Origin of the sequence: Cytobacillus sp. SAFR-174 (genome assembly GCF_051964675.1) — a bacterium.
Taxonomy (GTDB): domain Bacteria; phylum Bacillota; class Bacilli; order Bacillales; family Cytobacillaceae; genus Cytobacillus.
Genome location: NZ_JBQCMZ010000039.1, coordinates 1 through 16,603, shown reverse-complemented (window position 1 = coordinate 16,603; position 16,603 = coordinate 1). Strand labels below are relative to the sequence as shown.

Below are 16,603 nucleotides of genomic sequence, written 5' to 3'. Positions count from 1 at the left end.
TAGACATAATAAATACTCCCCCATAAGCAGCCAGATTTTTATTTTTTAATCTGTCTACCTAAAGGGGAGCATATCAAAATCCTCTTGCGGTTTTTTATTATTTATTTTCTTTTTATTACTGCCATGGTACATCTAGATGTGCATACCAGTTTGTCATTTTCATCTGTTATTTTGATATCCCAGACCATTGTAGTTCTTCCCTGATGCAGCACTGTTGCGACAGCCGTCACGATCCCATCTTTTTTGGCGCGTATATGGTTAGCATTGATCTCAAGCCCTGCAACGGACTCCGTTTCTTTGTCGCAAAGTTCAAATGCTCCGATGCTTGCAACAGTTTCCGCAAGGGCGACAGATGCTCCTCCATGCAGGAGGCCAAACGGCTGGCGGGTGCGTTCATCAACAGGCATAGTGGCAACTACACGGCCTTTTTCAAGTGACACGATTTCCATTCCGAGTGTTTCGATTAAAGTACCTTTCAATTCCATTCCCCAATCCCCTTTCGCTATGTAAAATGTTGTCATACTATACTTCATTATATAAGAACAAACTATGGATGTCCTCCTGGACAATCACAAAAAAGAGGTGACCGTCATGGATCGTGTACGCGAAGGATTAATTCCGGCTGTTCTCGGCACCGCTGTTACTGCGGCAGGCTATGCAATGAAACAAAACCGCAGAACAAACAATATGTTATCAGATACCATCGTTGGTTTTGGGCTTGCCCATATTGTACTAGGAGCCATCGACCTGGTAGAGCACCGTAATCAGTACTAAGTATAAAAGGCAGCATCTGGCTGCCTTTTATACTATAATCCCAGCCCCTGATCATGCAGCTTTTCCTGCTCCTTCCCGCGTTTTTTTCTGGTAATGCGGATAATAAGGAAGATTGCAGCAAATCCTGCCAGGCCAATCAGTATTTCTTTTTCATGTTTGATGATAGTGTCAATATGATCTCCAAATACGTAGCCGATCGCGAAGGCTAAAGACAGCCATATCAGTGCGCCGCTGTATGCAAATAAAGCGAATTTTTTAAATGGCAATTTACTGAAGCCGTATAAAAAAGGGAGGAAGTTTCGGATACCCGGAACAAAATAGCTGAAGGAGAGGGAAAAGGCATGATACTTTTCCATTAGCTTTAAAGAAGAATCAATCGTTTTAGACATCCTTTTGCTTTTATGAAAGTACTTTAGCAAAGGCCTTCCGATCAAACGCCCGATGGTATAACAGGTTGACAATGCCGCCAAAATGCCAAGATAAATGACAATGAATGCAAGCACAGGGTGAAGCGTTTTTAAAGAGGAAGAAAGTCCAACAGTCATAACAATCAATTCATTTGGCACAGGAAAAATAAAAACTCCTACCCAAAGCCAGAGAAACAGCCCCAAATATCCGTTATTTTCAATGATTTCCAAAACCAGTTCCAGTTCCATTCGGGGCCTCCTATCTATGTAAGCTGTGCACAATTAATTACCACACTAATATATTCTTCATTCCCTTCTTTTACCCCTTTTCTAATAATATCAATCCTTTTAAAAAATTCTCTTCCTATCCACCTCATATGCCTAACTTTTGGTGAAACAATTTTGTTCCTTCATAGGAAAAGCCTAGTTTTCATATATTGGGAATGCGTGCATTTATTATTAATCGAAAGGGGCAGAACCGGATGTACCCCTATTATTATTTTCGCTACCCAAAGCCCGGGTATATTCCTCAGCATCAAAGCTGCTGGAATTATCTGCAGGCCTATCAGACTTATTATCACCCTGTGCATTTCTACAGGACCTTGCCTGCTGTGGATCCCCAAATGTTCATGAGCTCTGCAAAAAAAATGGAGGTTCTCATGAGAGATGCCAGCACATTGCTTGTAAATATGGCAGAGTCAAAAAAGTTTTCTTATGAACTGATGTCAGCGGCCCAGCAGTCCAACAAGGCGGCAGTCGAAAATTTGCTGAAATCGACAGGCATCTCCCGAGTCCCTTCTGTTGACTATACACCCGACGGGCTAAGACTTCATTTCGAATCAGACAAAGAGGATCCTCAGAAATGCTGTGATTTAACGCTAAAACTGAGATGGATGTAAATAAAAAAGCTCTCGATCAAGAGAGCTTCTCACGTGTTTAACGGTAATATGGGTTTCCATATGGGCCATAGCCAGGGTATCCACCACCGCCGTAAGGAGCATATGGTGCTCCTGGCGGGCCATAGAAAGGCGGTGGAGGCGGAGGGCCGTAAAATGGACGTGGAGCAAATAAAGCTGCTCCCAGCCCTCCTCCCAGGAAACCGCCAAGCAAGCCGCCGACAAAAGGAGCTCCTAAAAAGAAAAACCTTTCGTTCCCGTTTCTATATGGGCCTCTATAATAATACATGCAGGGTAACCTCCTTCATTTTCAATCCCTTCTCTATTTAATATGCAAATGTCCTTATTTTGAGTGGGCGGCTAGAAAAGCGGAAGCGCCTTGCCCACCCCCGACAAGCACAAGACGAGCCTCCCGGAAAGGCGTTCTTTGCCTTTTTGGGAGGATTGGCTTGTGACCTCGAGGGGGTAGGCGCTGGAGCTAGAAAACACTAGAAAAGCGGAGGGCGCCCGCTTATCGGCTTATGACCTCGAGCCGATGGCGCCTGGAGCTAGACAGCACTTGAAAAGCGGAAGGCGCCCTGACTGCACAAACAAAATCCCCTTAGCCTTTTGGCCAAGGGGATTTTTTGTATATTAGTTAGCTGCTTTTACTTTAGCAAATGCATCTTCGACAGATACATACTCATAGCCAAGGTCTTTAGCAACCGCTGGGTATGTGATGCTTCCGTTTACAACGTTTACGCCAAGTTTTAGTGCTGCATTGTCTTCAATCGCCTTTACAACACCTTTGTTTGCAATTTGCAGAGCATAGTTAATTGTAACGTTTGTAAGAGCAATTGTAGATGTTCTTGGAACTGCACCAGGCATGTTTGCAACAGCATAGTGAACAACGCCATGCTTATCATATGTTGGGTTGTCATGAGTTGTAATGTGATCAACAGTTTCGAAAATACCGCCCTGGTCAATCGCTACGTCAACAACTACTGAACCAGGCTTCATTGTTTTAATCATTTCTTCTGTTACAAGCTTAGGCGCTTTAGCTCCCGGGATTAGAACCGCACCAATTACCAGGTCAGCATCTTTTACAGCTTCTGCAATGTTGAAAGGATTAGACATTAAAGTTTGGATGCTGTTTCCGAAAATATCGTCAAGCTGACGCAGACGCTCTGGGCTTAAGTCGATGATTGTAACTTGTGCTCCAAGTCCGATTGCCATTTTCGCTGCGTTGATTCCAACCACACCGCCGCCAACGATGGTAACTTTTCCGCGTGATACCCCTGGAACACCTGCAAGAAGGATTCCCATTCCGCCATTCGTCTTTTGAAGGAATTGAGCTCCAATTTGAGCAGACATGCGTCCTGCAACTTCACTCATTGGAGTAAGAAGAGGCAATGTGCGGTTTACTTCTACTGTTTCATAAGCAATCGCTGTAACACCTTTTTCAGTTAATGCTTTTGCAAGCTCAGGCTCTGCTGCAAGGTGAAGGTATGTGAAAAGAACCAAACCTTCACGGAAATAACCATACTCGGAAGCTAGCGGCTCTTTAACCTTCATTACCATTTCAGCAGCCCATGCTTCAGCAGCAGTATCTACGATAACGGCTCCTACTTCAGTATAATCTTCGTTAGTGAAACCGCTTCCAATTCCTGCATCAATTTCTACTAATACTTTATGTCCGGACTTTACTAATGCGTCAACGCTTGCTGGTGTCGCAGCAACACGATTTTCGTTATTTTTAATCTCTTTAGGTACTCCAATAATCATGGAAAAATCCCCTTTCAATCTATCAATTATGATATTTACTATTGTCAGTATAATAATTTTAGTAAAGCGCTGTCATTGTTAAATCGGTAAAATAAAAGAGCCTCCATTTGTGGAAATCTACAAATGAGGGCTCTTCTTTTCCATTCTCCGGATTTTAAGCTCAAGATATAAAGAAAGTTTTGTATTCGTATTCTTCAGGTCAACTTTCCCAATATCGGTTATCCTCTTTAATCGGTAATTCAGTGTATTCATATGAATATGCAGCTTTTTAGCTGTTTCATTCACATTGCTGTCATGATCAATGAAGGCTTCAAGAGTAGTGAGCAGATTAGTCCGGTGCTCAAGGTCATATTTAGTAATCTTTTCGATAGCCGGGTGCTCATACGGTTCCTTCCGTTTCTTTTCAAGGATGGCATCAAGGTAGCGGAAAATGCCAAGCTGCTGATAGCTATAAACATGATGGATCTCTTCTGGGAATTGTTCTTTAAGACTCAGAACCTGCAATGCCTCCTGATAGCTTTTTTCCACTTTTTCAAAGTGCTGATAAGTTGTTCCTGTTGCCCCGTTTATATGATCAATGCCAAAACGTGTTTTCATTTGATCAATGAAAAACTCGATGAATTCGATAAAAGTATTCTCAGCTAGAGCAGGTTCAGGAGGCACTGCTAGAATTACGAATTCGTTCCCCATCGCGGCATGAAAGGTTATATGAACCTTTTGGCTTGTCGTGATCAGATAGATGATCTTTTGCTCTATTTTAGAGGTAACTTCTTCTTTAAACCTAAAGGCTAGCACAGCAAACGGTGATGGCGGTTTTATGCTTAACTCCTCAAATCTTTCTGAGATTTCATCATGGGTATGGAAACGGCCGGTTAACAGCTCCCAGAAAAAATCCCGGTAGCCCTCAGCTCTTTTTTTCTTTTGGGCGTTTAATCTTAACATTTCCGTTCTTGCAGACTGTGCAGCCAGCTTTAGCATATTCAGCTTGCTTTCAGATAAAGCGGCTTCTTCTTCAACAGCCCAGATGTAGCCCAATACCTCATTATGATTGCGTATTGAAATGGCTACCCGATTTCCCAGTCCTATCTCCTTTATTTCAGGAATTCTAAGTGGTTCGCCGCTTTGCATCAGCTGCGGAATCACACGATCCTTCCATAAACGATTAATCACCTTCTCAGGAACCTTTCTGCTGATGATTGTAGCGATTCTCGCGGTATCTGTCTGGTCATCATGTGTGCTGTATGCCAGCAGGCGATGATTAACATCTTCTATTGTAACAGGGCATTCCAGGACATCGCGTATCTTATCTACCAATTCCTCCAGATCACTAAATGCCCTCTTAAACGGATCTTTTTCCATTTTATTATCACCCAATCGTAAAACTTCTTTAATCTGCACTTTCTCTATCCTATTATATTATACCTCAGGTTCCACCCTGTACTCTACCAAAGCCATCAGGCCATTCGACATAATTCGAGCGGTGCCCGTCACCTTTTTTATAAAATTGCTAATAGTTTTACTTTTTTAATTTACCTTGAAGTTATATTCAGATAATTTTACAATAGGACATGTTCACAAAAAACTCATATTTTAATAGTTTGATTTACAGATTTTGAAAGCGTTAACATCTGGGAGGCGATGATTTATGCTTGAGACGCTTAATAAAATTAACGGGGTGCTCTGGGGCACACCAAGTTTGATTTTGCTTTTTGGTACGGGTGTTCTTTTAACATTCATGCTAAAGGGCCTTCAGTTCAGAAGGCTAATATATGCGTTTAAATTAGGATTTACAAAAGAAGGTCAGGCTACATCCAATGATGAAGGGGATGTCAGTAACTTTAAGGCTCTAATGACTGCTCTCGCAGCAACCATCGGTAATGGTAATATCGCCGGTGTTGCCACTGCAATTACACTTGGCGGACCAGGAGCCATCTTCTGGATGTGGATTGTTGGTTTGCTTGGAATGGCAACCAAATATGCCGAAGCATTACTCGCAATGAAATACCGTGTAAAAAATGCAAATGGCGAGTACTCCAGCGGACCGATGTATTATGTGGAACGCGGACTTGGCAAAAAGTTTAAATGGCTTGCAGTTGCCTTTGCAATCTTTGGTGCTTTTGCAGCACTGGGCATCGGAAACAGTGTTCAATCGAATACAATTGCAGCTGTTATGGATACTTCTTTTGGAATTAATAATTGGATTACAGGCGTTATTCTTGCTGTATTGGCAGCCTTAATCATCTTTGGCGGCATTCAGCGCATCAGTACTGTTGCAGGATTCTTTGTTCCGGTTATGGCCTTTCTTTATATCGGCGGGGCATTACTGATACTCGCTGTTAACTATGATCAAATCATTCCTGGTTTCCAGACTATCTTCTACTATGCCTTCAATCCGGTAGCAGCGACAGGCGGTTTTGTCGGTGTTGTCGTATCCGAAGCAATCAAGAATGGTGTTTCCAGGGGTATTTTCTCTAATGAAGCCGGTCTTGGTACAGCAGCGCTTATTGCAGGAAACGCAAAGACAGACCATCCTGTAAAACAGGCTCTTGTTGCGATGACTGGTACATTTATTGTTACAATCGTAGTTTGTACGATGACCGGCCTGGTGCTTATCATGACTGGTTTCTGGGACACAACAGGCGGATTGATCTCTGGTGTGGCACATGATGGCAGCCTTGACGGCGGGGCATTAACAAGTGCAGCCTTTACCCATGTTCTTGGAACAGCGGGTGAATATATCGTTGCTTTCTCTGTAATTTTCTTCGGCTTCTCAACAATTGTCGGCTGGTATGTATATGGTGAAAAATGCTTTGAATACCTTGTTGGCACAAAAGGAATTATGGGATACCGTGCCATTTACATTTTCGCAACTGGAATCGGTGCGGTTGCCAACTTAACTACTGTTTGGGCATTTGCCGACATGGCAAACGCATTAATGATGATTCCTAACTTGATTGCACTAATCCTTCTAAGCAAAGTGGTTGTTAAAGATACTAATGAATTCTTTGAAAACCACTATAAAGCAGCAAATAAGCAGTTAAATAAGGCTAGCTAATACTAATATATGTAAAACAAACACAGGTCCCTTCACTTTGATCTGTGTTTGTTTTTGTTTAGGCGGTATCCCTAAAGCGGAAATAACGGCAGGTCATTTTCTCATGAATATAAGCAAATATCCGATAGTGATAAAGAAACTCACCAGTTATAATTCCTTCTTGTTCAAAAGAATACGCCTCTAAAAACGCTTCTATTCTATCTTCATCCGCATCATCCCATGCCCCTGTCATCCAGACTTTATAGGCAAGCTTGCTGTTTAAACCTGGATATCCGCTTTCTTCAAAAAGCTCCTCGATTTGTTCTCTTTCCACCTTTTCGCCTCCCTCCCCCGTTTGTTATCCATCCTTTTCTGTTTTTGTCTTCCTTATACATTTTTGGGACAAGGCAAATATACAATTTTAGCACCACATGAGGTGAACTTGTCTATACTATATCGAAGTCTATTTTAAAAATCAGGATTGCTTCTTAATAATAAATAAGGGAGGGATAACGTTGGAATTGAACGAGTTATTTCATTTAGGCAATAAAACAGCCATTGTCACTGGAGGAGGACGCGGACTCGGTGAGCAAATGGCAAATGCACTTGGGGAAGCAGGAGCAAATGTTGTCGTCTGCTCACGCAGAATTGAAGCATGTGAGCATGTCAGAAAAAGCCTTGAAGCCAAAGGAGTTAATGCCCTTGCCATCGAATGCGACATCACCAAGGAAGAAGACATTCAGAAGGTCATCCAAAAGACCCTGGAGACATTTGGAAGCATCGATATCCTCATTAACAATAGCGGTACATCCTGGGTTGCACCTTTTCTGGATCTGCCTGCCGATAAATGGGACAAAGTCATGAATGTGAACTTAAAAGGGCTGTTTTTATTTTCACAGGCTGCCGCAAAAGTGATGACGAAGCAGGGAAGCGGCAAAATCATTAATATTTCTTCCGTAAATGGAATGAGGGGCACCCACTCGGCATTTCTTGATGCAGTGGCTTACAGCACAAGTAAAGGGGCAGTTATCGCACTTACAAAGGATTTAGCTGTAAAATTGGCTCCTGCCGGCATTCAAGTAAACGCTATTGCTCCAGGCTTCTTTCCTACCAAAATTACAAAAGTCCTTGAAAAATCGAGTTCAGTTATTCTCAAAAAGATTCCTGCCGGAAGATTTGGCAGCGAACATGACTTAAAAGGAGCAGCTGTCTTCTTATCATCCAAAGCGTCTGATTACGTGACAGGACAGGTATTAGTCGTAGATGGAGGAATGACGGTATCCCTTTAAGGTTTCACAGAGCTAACTTTAAAGAAAGGAGAAAGTTTATGTCTATTAACCATACAGAAGCCCTATTGCAGGCAATAAAAAAGTTAGGAACAAAAGTGGAAAGAGAACTGAATGAATCTATTCAGAACTCTATTAACAAAGAAGATATTTTCAAAAACTTAGTCACCCGTTCCGAGGTGACTGCAGCAAGCATGAAAAAACTCCGGGACGCCATTGAGACACTATCCATCCCTCTTAACTTTCCTACCAAGACCGACGTAGCAAATGCAGCAAAACTAACTGTTCAGGCTGAAGAAAAAATGGATCAGATTGACGAAAAAGTCATCGCTTTGGCCAGATCAATTGAGGAAATAAAAAAAGCACTTGGCAGCCCTGCTGAAAGCGCGGAAAAATAAATGGCTCAAAATACAGCTTCCAAAAAACTGCTTGGATTTTTTAATACTCTTTTACAGCCTGCTCCGGAGATCAATTTAACTCCAAGAACTGCAGTCTGGAAAAGAAATAAGGCTACTCTCTGGCATTATGCCCCTGCCAGCAAAAAATACAGTATTCCCATTTTCCTTGTTTATTCATTAGTCAATCAGCCCTTTATTCTGGACCTGGGACCTCAGAACAGTTTAATTGAGGCTTTGGTTAACAGCGGGTATGATGTCTACTTGCTGGATTTCGGAATTCCGGGCTATGAGGATAAAGACATTACGATGGAAGATTATATTACTGAATACATCCAGAAGGGGGTAAAAAGAGCTTTATATCACTCGGGAGCAGACGAAATAACTGTGATGGGCTTTTGCCTGGGAGGCACCTTTGCAGCCATTTATGCGGCCATTGCGGATGAACCGGTCAAAAACTTAGTATTGTCTGTTGCACCGGTTGATTTCAGCATTGTCCCGGTCTTTGATAAATGGGCGGATGAACTGCGAAATGGAGAAGGCAGCCTGGAAACCACTTTTGATGCATGGGGACTTATCCCCGCCTTTGCCATTAAATCAGGTATGCGGCTTTTTACTTCCCCCCTCTATTACTCTCCATATTTATCGCTTCTGGCCAGGGCCGATGATGAAGCTTATGCGTCCCGCTGGAAGCGATTTAACCATTGGACCAATGGCCATATTCCATTTGCAGGGGCTGCACTGAAGCAAATCCATCAAGATCTTTTAAAAGACAATAAGCTTGTGAACGGTACATTAACGATCGGAGAAAAGAAAGCCTCCCTCAGTAATATTAAAGCTAATTTGCTCGCTGTCGCTTCAGATAATGATCGGCTTGTTCCAAAAGAGCAGATTCTTCCGGTCATGGACCTGGTGTCCAGTGCTGATAAAACTTTTCATCTCCTTCAGGGCGGGCACGCCAACCTGACTTCAGAAGGAAAAGTTCCTGACTATATGGACAAATGGCTGTCAGCAAGATCAGGAAAAATATGATATTTATCATTCCCCTGCCTCGCAGGGGATTCAATATTTAAAGGAGGTAACTTGATGACTTTATGGAATTATCCAAATTATATTATAAACGACTACACTGTCAGTGCTTATATGGGTTTTGCTTCATTTGTGTTTAGAGACTTATTTTCTGCTTAGTTTTACGACCATGCAATTGCTGCATGGTTTTATTTGTGTTAGCCCAAATGGTGTTTTTACATGCTTAACTGCAAATAATAAACAAATGAACAATAGGCAATCACAGGAGAGCCTTAAGCAGGCATCTGACAATGACAAGAGCAGAAGGAGACAAATAATGGACTTGAAGATTTTCAAGGCAATCAACCGTTTATCCGGTCGTATAGCATTTATTGATTTTTTAATGATTCTTTTATCAAATAGGGCAAGGTATTTATTTTTATTTGTACTTGCATGCATGTGGCTGGCCAAAGGTCCTTCCAGAACAGCCGCAAAAAAAGCTGCTGCTGCTTCTCTGATTGCTATCTTTGTAAATAAGGTTCTAAAAATTTGTTATTTCAGGCCCCGTCCCTTCATAAAAAATAAGGTTGGCCTATTAATTCCAGCCAAAAGAGACTCAAGTTTTCCAAGCAAGCATACAGTAGTGTCGTTTGCTGCTTCTAGTGTCATTTTTTATGGAAACCAATTTATAGGGCGCATTTTGCTGTGGGTTTCAGCATGCACAGGCTTCGCCCGCATCTGGGCAGGCCACCACTACCCTTCCGATGTTATTGGCGGTGCTCTTATTGGCGGAACAATAGGCTGGTTCACAGAAAAGCTTTCAAAACCAGAAATAAAGTGAAACTTCAATCAGTGGGGGTTCCTTATCCCCCACTGATTGTTAGTTGAACCAATCGGGCCTTTACGGGCAGTTTGACCCCCTCTTATCCTCCTTTGATTCCTCTGAGTCTTGAAGTGGGGGTCTTACTGCCCGTTAGACTGCGATAAAAAAAATGTAAAATCAGCACTTTCTTTGGCGAAAGAAAACTTGTTTTGTCAGCCGGGAAGGACTTCACGTTAAACGGGTAGAATTCCTTGTGAAAACGGGAGGGGATCAGTATGAATACGAGTGCTGCTGCCAAATTATTAGGGGTTTCACCAAGCACTATTCAGCGATGGGTTAAACAACTGGAACTCCGGACGGAACGAAATGAATTGGGTCATTACTTATTTACGGAAGAAGACATTAGCCTGCTAAAACAGGTGCAGGATCAGCTTAATCAGGGGATTATATTGCAGGACGTTACTGTAAATGGAAAAAAGACGAGAAAAGGTACGGTCCATGCAGAAGCAGCTGCCGCTCCGGCAATCGAGAAAATATATTTAAAAATCAGCGAGCTTGAGAAGCGGCTGAACGGAAAAGCAGATGATGTGGTGTCTTATCAGCTGCTTCAGCACCGCAGCGAAATAGAGGATCTGCAGAAAGAAAATGCACGCCTGCTTAAACGAATTGAGGCTCTTGAAGCCAGGACAGCTGTTAAAACTCGGGACATCCCTCCTGATACCCTTCTGGTTTTTGATCAGGAGAAGCCCAGGAAGAAATTAAAAAAGAGAAATATTTTCACAATGCTGTTCGGATTTTAATAAGAATAAAAGCGTTAGCAACGCTTTTATTCTTATTAATCATCCCAGTTAAACCGCTGCTCTCGAAATGGGTCTCCATAGTTGTGATAGCCATTTTTCTCCCAAAAACCAGGCTTGTCGGTTTTAGAGAACTCGATGCCTCTAATCCACTTTGCACTTTTCCAGAAATACAGATGCGGAATCACGGCCCGCAGCGGATATCCATGCTCGGGAGTAAGGGGCTCACCGTTATGAGTATGTGCGAGCAGACTGGTGCTTTTTAGAAAATCTTCAATGGGAAGGTTCGTGGTCCAGCCTTCTTCCGCATGAAGAATCACAAATTGTGCTGTATCCTTTACGCCTGCCAGCCTGGCAATCTCTGCGGCGGAGACTCCCTCCCAGACATTATCAAGCTTTGACCAGCCTGTGACACAGTGGATATCATTTTTGTACAGAGTCTGAGGAAGGTTCATTATCTCCTCATGCGAAAAGGATAATTCCTTATCCACTTCTCCAAATATTTGCAGGTTCCATTCCTTCATATCCTTATAGTACGGAACATTTCCGTAATGCAGTACAGGAAAGGCTGTCGTCACGTTTTGATTGGGCGGTACCCGGCTTGAGGTCTGTTTTCTGATTTTCCCAAAATACACTAAAGCCACCTCCGTTCCTTCCTTTTTCTTTATCGTACCCTACTTTACAGGCTGATAACAATGAAAGCAGCCCCCCTTCCGGGAAGCTGCTTACGATTATAAGATCATTGCCGCCAGCCAACCAAACAGGATGAGCGGAATATTGTAGTGCAGGAATGTTGGCACACATGTATCCCAGATGTGATTGTGCTGTCCATCTGCATTCAAGCCTGCTGTTGGCCCCAATGTACTGTCTGACGCAGGAGAACCGGCATCTCCAAGAGCTGCGGCTGTTCCCACTAGAGCAATCGTTGCCATCGGACTGAAGCCAACCTCCAGTGCAAGCGGCACAAATATAGTTGCAATAATCGGAATGGTTGAAAATGAAGATCCAATCCCCATTGTAACAAGTAAGCCGACAAGAAGCATCAGCAAGGCTGCAAGTGATTTATTATTGCCAATTACCTCAGCCGCCTGTGCAACAAGGCTATCGACATCGCCTGTTTCTTTTAATACATCAGCAAAGCCGAATGCAGCCAGCATGACAAATCCAATGAATGCCATCATCTTCATACCTTCAGTTAAAAGCTGATCTGCCTCGTTCCATTTAATTGCACCGCTGATGTAGATCACTATAATACCTGTCAGTGCCCCAAAGATCATCGAATCAAGCTGCAGCTGAACGATGAGAGCTGCCGCAATTGCAATGAGTGAAAAAATAATGCCCTTTTTGGAGTAATTGCCTTTTTCCGTCTCAATTAATTCGGATGGACGATAATCCCTCTTTTTACGGTAAACAAATAATGCAGCCAAAAGACCGGCAACCATACCGGCTGTTGGAATAAGCATAGCCTTCGGGATGTCAGCCATTTCCACTGCCAGCCCGCTGTTCTCCATATTTTCTGCGAGTATTCCGTGGAAGATCTGGCCAAAGCCTGCAGGAAGCAAAATATACGGAGCGGTTAGACCAAACGTCACTACAGACGCGATCAGACGCCGGTCTATTTGCAGCTCATTCATAACCTTTAGTAATGGCGGAATTAAAATGGGAATAAACGCGATATGAATGGGAATTAAGTTTTGGGAAAAAATAGACATTACTAATATAGAAAATACGATGAGTGCCTTTGATAATGTTTTCCCTTTGGACTCCCCTTCTTTTCCGACCTTGTCCAGGACCCATTCCACTAATAGATTCGGAAGCCCTGTTGCGGAAATGGCTAAGGCAAATCCGCCCAATAACGCATAACTCAATGCAACCTCAGCACTGCCTCCTAGTCCGTTTGAAAAAACTTCAATGGTTTTATCTATACTTAATCCGCCTGCGAGCCCGCCTGCCAATGCACCTGCCACAAGAGCAAGAACCACATTGACGCGCAGAAGGCTGAGAACAAGCATGATCAAAACTGCAAGTATAACTGCATTCATGATGCAACCCTCTTTCTTTTCTTTGTTCCACTTTTGCTTTAGTCTGCTAAATCGGTAGAGAACTAAAACACATGTATTAAATTATCATACTTCTGCTTTTTATGTCAATGATTTTAGGCGGATTCAAAAATGGGAGTTTACGCCAGATGTTGTTATCTCCGGTATTATGGTTAAGCCGGCAGCTAAGGCTTTTTACTGGAATAAAAAAACCCCGGATGGCTCCGGAGTTCTAAATTCATTTTTATTTTGTTTCAAATCTTTCAACCAGCAATGCCAATGTACGCACCATTACGCCTGTCGCGCCGTCTGGTCCGAGATCATGGCTTTTTCCTGTCGTGGCTGTACCTGCAATATCGAGGTGCACCCATGGTGTGTCTTCGGCAAATTCACCGACAAAACCTCCGCCCATGATCGCATGGCCGGCACGTCCGGGAGAATTGTTCAGATCAGCGATTTTGCTGCTTCTGATTCTTTTTTTATCTTTTTCAAAAAGAGGCAGCCGCCAGATTGGTTCGCCAGCTTCATAAGAAGCTTCCAGCACCTGCTCAAACCACTCTTCATTATTGGTTAATGCACCTGTTGTTTCTTCCCCCAGTGCAACAATGACACCGCCAGTCAGGGTTGCCACATCCACCAGGTAGTCTGCTCCATGGTGCTTCGCATATGTTACTGCATCAGCAAGTGCCAGACGTCCTTCTGCATCTGTGTTGAGGACTTCAATGGTTTTTCCGCTCATGGAGGTGATGACATCATCCGGCTTAAATGCGGTTCCGCTCACCATATTATCTGTAGAAGGAATGACTGCGACAACATTTTGTTCAGGCTTCAGTTCGCCGATGACTTCCATTGCGCCAAGTACTGCCGCTGCACCGCCCATATCGGATTTCATGCCGACTATGCCGTCCTTCGGCTTAATGGAATAGCCTCCTGTATCGAAGGTGATTCCTTTGCCGACGAGGCCGATTACATCCTTCCATTCTTCCTTGCCCTGATATTTTAAGACAATCATCTTAGGAGGCTCTGCCGACCCCTGGTTAACAGCCAAAAGAGCACCCATGCCAAGCTTAAGCATGTCTTCCTTTTCCAGGATTTCCACTTCAAACCCGTATCTCCACGCCAGTTCAGATGAGTAATTTGCCATATCGGTGGCAGTCAGCATATTGCCTGGCAGATTGACTAATGTGCGGGCTGAGTTCGTTCCTTTCCCGTGGGCATATCCAACTGTAAGGGAAGCCTTTATATCTTCCTCATCTGCGGCTTCACAATAAACGGCGATACTCTCAATTTCCTTTTCCGGTTCATTTGATTTCTGTTTGTAATCTTCAAACTTATAGGTGGAAAGGGCAAACGCCTCGCTTAGTGCATGTGCTGCATCCAGCGCATCTACATTTCCGCCAATAAAAGTATCAAGACAAACACCGGCATTTTGAAGTTTGGACGATTTCACTTCCTTGAATGCCTTTCCTAAAGCTTCACGCAAGTCTTCAAAGCTGAATTCTTTTTCTTTTCCAAGACCCACTGTAATAAATCGTTTGGCCCCAATTTTTCCAAAAGTATGTATTTTTGCAATGGCTTTTTTCTTGGCAGAGATATCGCCGCTTTTCACAAGTTCTGTCAAATAGCCCTCAAAATGTTCATCTGCACGGGCAAGTATTCCCTCAAACCTGGCTGGTTTATCAAAAACACCAACAATCAGGCATTCCTGTTCGGCTGAAACGTCAAATTCTTTCTTAACAGAAAACATACTGGCACCCCCATAATCTATTTATCTCTATATTATATCGAAAATATTGAATTATTTCGACTATCTAATTTCTGCTTTGTTAATCCTTCAGATACAGTACCAGCTGAGGTAATTTAGGAAGAATACCGACCTTATCAAATGGAAGCCGGTCGATATCTTTCGGAAATATAGAGAGGCATTCTTCAATAAAAGAGTACACATGCTCAAGATCCAATCCCCAATGTCCGGGTCTGTATGCCTGTAAATATTCATGTGCAGCCTCCATCATTAGCCTTGCACCTTTGACATTGCCATATTCATAGTGATAAATGCTGACACTCATTTGCAGCAGGCCTTTAAAAAACAAATTGCCTTTATCAGTCATCCACATTTCTTCAAGAAGATCATGGCAGGTGTAATAATCACCTTTATTGAAACTGACAAAGAATTCATAGTACTCAAGAGGGTAATCTTCCATGAAATCACTCCATTTTCCAGATCTTGTACTGATCATTTTAACAAAAAGAAAAGGGATTAAATATAATCATTCATTATTGGGTAAAGAAAATAGAGACAGAAAGGAGAATGTTATGGATCCTTTATTATTTGCCGCTTTTACAGCCGGGTATATCCTGCTATTTATATGGGCCATTCTCATTGTAAAGAACAGCGGCCCTGTTAGTGCTGCCTTCCTGCTGCCTGTAATTCTCGGATTGATTTACGACAATGGAATTCTTGCTGCAGGAAGTTTGATCGGGGAAGGCAATACTCTAAAGCTTCTGAATTATGCCCGATTCTGGATTCATGCCTTTTTTACGCCGCTGCTTGTTCTATATTCCTGGCATACTTTAAAACAAGCTGATATAGATTGGGCAATAACAGGTACACTAAAAGGGGCTGCACACCTGCTCACTGCCGGATTGATTGTTCTGGAGCTTTTCACCGAGGTTTTGGGCCTTGAACTTGAAGCGAAATGGGAATATGGAGTTCTAAGCTATTCAAACGCAGAGACACAGGGCGGCCCTCCGATAATGGTGCTGATCATTTCCGCCGTATTGCTGGCGGCATCTGTATTTATTTGGCGCAAACAGGGATGGTTCTGGTTTTTTGCGGGTTCCGTCTTGATGATTATTGGAAGCGCCATCGATATTCCCGTTAAAAGTGCCGCTGCAGTGAATGCTTTTGAATGGATTCTTTTGCTTTCCCTGACAGCAACAGCCTATTTTCAGAAAAAGCGCGGTTTAACAAAAACTTAAAGCAGACCCTCTTGCAGGAAGGAACAATCTGTTGGAGAATATTAGTTAGTATAACATTACGAAGTTCCTGAATCTGCAGAATCTGAGCCAGGTATAGCTTCGGACACAGAAAGCTGAATTGAGCTGGTCAAGGTCCGAACATGATTTTACTTCAGACAAAAAATGCAGAAATAAGCTGGTCAGAGTCCGAACATGGCTCAACTTCAGACACAAAGTGCAGAATTGAGCTGGTCAGAGTCCGAACATGGTTCAACTTCGGACACAAAGTGCAGAATTGAGCTGGTCAGAGTCCGAACATGGCTCAACTTCGGACACAAAGTGCTGAATTGAGCTGGTCAGAGTCCGAACATGGTTCAACTTCGGACACAAAGTGCTGAATTGAGCTGGTCAGAGTCCGA

Annotated in this window: 19 protein-coding genes; 9 read left to right on the top strand and 10 right to left on the bottom strand. The window is 43.0% G+C overall.

Going from position 1 to position 16,603, the window contains the following annotated elements:
* Window positions 1–101: 101 nt before the first annotated feature.
* Window positions 102–485, bottom strand: a complete 384-nt coding sequence (locus ACTHRG_RS23285) for a hotdog fold thioesterase (RefSeq protein WP_048012008.1) — start codon at window positions 483–485, stop codon at window positions 102–104.
* A gap of 106 nt (window positions 486–591) precedes the next feature.
* Between ACTHRG_RS23285 and ACTHRG_RS23280 the strand changes: the two genes are divergently transcribed.
* The gene (locus tag ACTHRG_RS23280; protein ID WP_048012007.1) at window positions 592–774 is read left to right on the top strand and encodes a hypothetical protein; all 183 of its coding nucleotides are present in this window, start codon (window positions 592–594) and stop codon (window positions 772–774) included.
* Window positions 775–806: 32 nt separating this feature from the next.
* Here the strand turns inward: ACTHRG_RS23280 and ACTHRG_RS23275 are convergent, their stop codons facing one another.
* Complete coding sequence (locus tag ACTHRG_RS23275; RefSeq protein WP_440232163.1) at window positions 807–1,430, bottom strand: DedA family protein; 624 nt, start codon at window positions 1,428–1,430, stop codon at window positions 807–809.
* 410 nt (window positions 1,431–1,840) lie between these two features.
* Here ACTHRG_RS23275 and ACTHRG_RS23270 point away from each other — a divergent pair, with 410 nt between their 5' ends.
* On the top strand, window positions 1,841–2,080 hold the full coding sequence (locus ACTHRG_RS23270) for a hypothetical protein (protein WP_227888695.1): 240 nt from the start codon (window positions 1,841–1,843) through the stop codon (window positions 2,078–2,080).
* Between the two features lie 37 nt (window positions 2,081–2,117).
* On the opposite strand, the gene ACTHRG_RS23265 is transcribed toward ACTHRG_RS23270, so the two are convergent.
* The 3 genes from ACTHRG_RS23265 to ACTHRG_RS23255 all read right to left on the bottom strand — a co-directional run bounded on the left by ACTHRG_RS23265 (window position 2,118) and on the right by ACTHRG_RS23255 (window position 5,200).
* Window positions 2,118–2,366: a hypothetical protein gene (locus ACTHRG_RS23265; protein WP_163144902.1), complete on the bottom strand. Its 249-nt coding sequence runs from the start codon at window positions 2,364–2,366 to the stop codon at window positions 2,118–2,120.
* A gap of 344 nt (window positions 2,367–2,710) precedes the next feature.
* Window positions 2,711–3,841, bottom strand: coding sequence for an alanine dehydrogenase (gene ald / locus ACTHRG_RS23260; protein ID WP_076258171.1), 1,131 nt, complete (start codon window positions 3,839–3,841; stop codon window positions 2,711–2,713).
* Window positions 3,842–3,958: 117 nt separating this feature from the next.
* The gene (locus ACTHRG_RS23255) at window positions 3,959–5,200 is read right to left on the bottom strand and encodes a PucR family transcriptional regulator (protein ID WP_076258170.1); all 1,242 of its coding nucleotides are present in this window, start codon (window positions 5,198–5,200) and stop codon (window positions 3,959–3,961) included.
* 286 nt (window positions 5,201–5,486) lie between these two features.
* Between ACTHRG_RS23255 and ACTHRG_RS23250 the strand changes: the two genes are divergently transcribed.
* Window positions 5,487–6,896 carry an alanine/glycine:cation symporter family protein gene (locus ACTHRG_RS23250; protein WP_440232162.1) on the top strand — a complete coding sequence of 470 codons (1,410 nt, stop codon included), beginning with the start codon at window positions 5,487–5,489 and terminating at the stop codon, window positions 6,894–6,896.
* Between the two features lie 58 nt (window positions 6,897–6,954).
* Here the strand turns inward: ACTHRG_RS23250 and ACTHRG_RS23245 are convergent, their stop codons facing one another.
* Window positions 6,955–7,209 carry a hypothetical protein gene (locus ACTHRG_RS23245; protein ID WP_076258168.1) on the bottom strand — a complete coding sequence of 85 codons (255 nt, stop codon included), beginning with the start codon at window positions 7,207–7,209 and terminating at the stop codon, window positions 6,955–6,957.
* A gap of 181 nt (window positions 7,210–7,390) precedes the next feature.
* Here ACTHRG_RS23245 and ACTHRG_RS23240 point away from each other — a divergent pair, with 181 nt between their 5' ends.
* The 5 genes from ACTHRG_RS23240 to ACTHRG_RS23220 all read left to right on the top strand — a co-directional run bounded on the left by ACTHRG_RS23240 (window position 7,391) and on the right by ACTHRG_RS23220 (window position 11,187).
* Window positions 7,391–8,164, top strand: coding sequence for an SDR family oxidoreductase (locus ACTHRG_RS23240; RefSeq protein WP_076258167.1), 774 nt, complete (start codon window positions 7,391–7,393; stop codon window positions 8,162–8,164).
* 38 nt (window positions 8,165–8,202) lie between these two features.
* A complete protein-coding gene (locus tag ACTHRG_RS23235; RefSeq protein WP_076258166.1) occupies window positions 8,203–8,559 on the top strand; it encodes a hypothetical protein in 357 nt (118 codons plus the stop codon).
* A complete protein-coding gene (locus ACTHRG_RS23230; protein WP_076258165.1) occupies window positions 8,560–9,588 on the top strand; it encodes an alpha/beta fold hydrolase in 1,029 nt (342 codons plus the stop codon).
* Between the two features lie 313 nt (window positions 9,589–9,901).
* On the top strand, window positions 9,902–10,405 hold the full coding sequence (locus ACTHRG_RS23225; protein ID WP_440232160.1) for a phosphatase PAP2 family protein: 504 nt from the start codon (window positions 9,902–9,904) through the stop codon (window positions 10,403–10,405).
* Window positions 10,406–10,662: 257 nt separating this feature from the next.
* A complete protein-coding gene (locus ACTHRG_RS23220) occupies window positions 10,663–11,187 on the top strand; it encodes a MerR family transcriptional regulator (RefSeq protein ID WP_440232158.1) in 525 nt (174 codons plus the stop codon).
* A gap of 35 nt (window positions 11,188–11,222) precedes the next feature.
* Here ACTHRG_RS23220 and ACTHRG_RS23215 read toward each other — a convergent pair whose 3' ends face one another.
* The 4 genes from ACTHRG_RS23215 to ACTHRG_RS23200 all read right to left on the bottom strand — a co-directional run bounded on the left by ACTHRG_RS23215 (window position 11,223) and on the right by ACTHRG_RS23200 (window position 15,427).
* Entirely contained in the window at window positions 11,223–11,819 is a 597-nt protein-coding gene (locus ACTHRG_RS23215) for a sulfite oxidase-like oxidoreductase (protein WP_335691828.1), read from the bottom strand.
* Window positions 11,820–11,915: 96 nt separating this feature from the next.
* On the bottom strand, window positions 11,916–13,226 hold the full coding sequence (locus ACTHRG_RS23210; protein ID WP_440232157.1) for a Na+/H+ antiporter family protein: 1,311 nt from the start codon (window positions 13,224–13,226) through the stop codon (window positions 11,916–11,918).
* A gap of 241 nt (window positions 13,227–13,467) precedes the next feature.
* The gene (locus tag ACTHRG_RS23205; RefSeq protein ID WP_440232156.1) at window positions 13,468–14,970 is read right to left on the bottom strand and encodes a leucyl aminopeptidase; all 1,503 of its coding nucleotides are present in this window, start codon (window positions 14,968–14,970) and stop codon (window positions 13,468–13,470) included.
* Window positions 14,971–15,049: 79 nt separating this feature from the next.
* Window positions 15,050–15,427 carry a DUF309 domain-containing protein gene (locus ACTHRG_RS23200; protein WP_440232155.1) on the bottom strand — a complete coding sequence of 126 codons (378 nt, stop codon included), beginning with the start codon at window positions 15,425–15,427 and terminating at the stop codon, window positions 15,050–15,052.
* Here ACTHRG_RS23200 and ACTHRG_RS23195 point away from each other — a divergent pair.
* Entirely contained in the window at window positions 15,426–16,205 is a 780-nt protein-coding gene (locus ACTHRG_RS23195; RefSeq protein WP_440232154.1) for a hypothetical protein, read from the top strand. The genes ACTHRG_RS23200 and ACTHRG_RS23195 overlap by 2 nt on opposite strands.
* Window positions 16,206–16,603 lie beyond the last annotated feature (398 nt).

Bases quoted from the DNA above. Each gene is read 5' to 3' on its own strand.
- ACTHRG_RS23285 (WP_048012008.1), bottom strand. From the start codon at position 485: ATGGAATTGAAAGGTACTTTAATCGAAACACTCGGAATGGAAATCGTG.
- ACTHRG_RS23280 (WP_048012007.1), top strand. From the start codon at position 592: ATGGATCGTGTACGCGAAGGATTAATTCCGGCTGTTCTCGGCACCGCT.
- ACTHRG_RS23275 (WP_440232163.1), bottom strand. From the start codon at position 1,430: ATGGAACTGGAACTGGTTTTGGAAATCATTGAAAATAACGGATATTTG.
- ACTHRG_RS23270 (WP_227888695.1), top strand. From the start codon at position 1,841: ATGAGAGATGCCAGCACATTGCTTGTAAATATGGCAGAGTCAAAAAAG.
- ACTHRG_RS23265 (WP_163144902.1), bottom strand. From the start codon at position 2,366: ATGTATTATTATAGAGGCCCATATAGAAACGGGAACGAAAGGTTTTTC.
- ald (WP_076258171.1), bottom strand. From the start codon at position 3,841: ATGATTATTGGAGTACCTAAAGAGATTAAAAATAACGAAAATCGTGTT.
- ACTHRG_RS23255 (WP_076258170.1), bottom strand. From the start codon at position 5,200: ATGGAAAAAGATCCGTTTAAGAGGGCATTTAGTGATCTGGAGGAATTG.
- ACTHRG_RS23250 (WP_440232162.1), top strand. From the start codon at position 5,487: ATGCTTGAGACGCTTAATAAAATTAACGGGGTGCTCTGGGGCACACCA.
- ACTHRG_RS23235 (WP_076258166.1), top strand. From the start codon at position 8,203: ATGTCTATTAACCATACAGAAGCCCTATTGCAGGCAATAAAAAAGTTA.
- ACTHRG_RS23230 (WP_076258165.1), top strand. From the start codon at position 8,560: ATGGCTCAAAATACAGCTTCCAAAAAACTGCTTGGATTTTTTAATACT.
- ACTHRG_RS23225 (WP_440232160.1), top strand. From the start codon at position 9,902: ATGGACTTGAAGATTTTCAAGGCAATCAACCGTTTATCCGGTCGTATA.
- ACTHRG_RS23220 (WP_440232158.1), top strand. From the start codon at position 10,663: ATGAATACGAGTGCTGCTGCCAAATTATTAGGGGTTTCACCAAGCACT.
- ACTHRG_RS23210 (WP_440232157.1), bottom strand. From the start codon at position 13,226: ATGAATGCAGTTATACTTGCAGTTTTGATCATGCTTGTTCTCAGCCTT.
- ACTHRG_RS23205 (WP_440232156.1), bottom strand. From the start codon at position 14,970: ATGTTTTCTGTTAAGAAAGAATTTGACGTTTCAGCCGAACAGGAATGC.
- ACTHRG_RS23195 (WP_440232154.1), top strand. From the start codon at position 15,426: ATGAAATCACTCCATTTTCCAGATCTTGTACTGATCATTTTAACAAAA.
- ACTHRG_RS23200 (WP_440232155.1), bottom strand. From the start codon at position 15,427: ATGGAAGATTACCCTCTTGAGTACTATGAATTCTTTGTCAGTTTCAAT.